At 42.6% G+C, this 863-nt stretch carries 1 protein-coding gene and 1 pseudogene; both read right to left on the bottom strand.

All coding sequences use genetic code 11. The features are described from left to right. Nucleotides 1-599 (bottom strand): ABC transporter permease (locus L654_RS0101780; protein ID WP_024607073.1); only part of this gene is annotated, 599 nt, incomplete at its 3' end. A gap of 3 nt (nucleotides 600-602) precedes the next feature. Next, nucleotides 603-863, bottom strand: a pseudogene (locus L654_RS0101775) (ABC transporter permease); the annotation flags it as partial.

Here is an 863-nt window from a genome sequence, read left to right as displayed (position 1 = left end):
GCCAGTGCGCCGCCAAACATAACGGCTAAATAACGTGTACGCATTACAGGTAATCCTAAGTTATTACCCACACTTGGGTTTTCGCCAATAGCTCGTACTGCAAGGCCTGCTCTGTGGTATTTAAAAAACAAATACGCACCAAACACTAAACCCCAACTTAAATACACAATGGCGTCTTGCGAAAATAGCGCTTTGCCTAAAACCGGAATATGCTCAAACCCTGCAATTGATAAAGTAGGTAACGCGTTAATGGTTTTTCCTTCATAGTCGGCCCCTAAAAATGCCGAAAGGCCTGTACCAAAAATAGTCAGCGCTAAACCTGCCGCTACTTGGCTAGCATTTAAATTAAGTGCTACAAAAGCAAAAATAAGTGAGGCCGTAACCCCGACCAAAGCTGCTACCGTAAAACCAATAAATAGGTTGTCGCATTGGTACATAGTTATAAACCCTGCCACTGCGCCAAGTAGCATCATGCCTTCTTGCCCTAAATTTAAGGTGCCGCTTTTTTCGCATACCATTTCACCCAGCGCCACCAGCAATAAGGGGGTGCCTGTACGAATAGTGGCGTATAAAATATTAGTAATTACATCTAATTCCATGATTTAAGACTCCTGTGCAATATGTATTGGCTGCGCTTTTTGTTGTTTAAATGGCAGCGAAAATCTAAGGCGATAAGTAATAAGCACATCGCACGAGAGTAAATAAAACAGCATTAACCCCTGAAAAATACCGGTTATAGCGTTAGGTAATCCCATGTTAATTTGCGCAAGTTCACCTCCCATATAAATAAGCCCCATTAATAAGCCCGCAAACGTAATTCCTACTGGGTGGAGTCGCCCTAAAAAAGCAACAATAATGGCGGC

Source organism: Pseudoalteromonas sp. TAB23 (assembly GCF_000498075.1).
Lineage (GTDB): Bacteria > Pseudomonadota > Gammaproteobacteria > Enterobacterales > Alteromonadaceae > Pseudoalteromonas > Pseudoalteromonas arctica.
The sequence above is the reverse complement of the archived record's forward strand: the minus strand, read 5'-3'. Positions and strand labels throughout refer to the sequence as shown.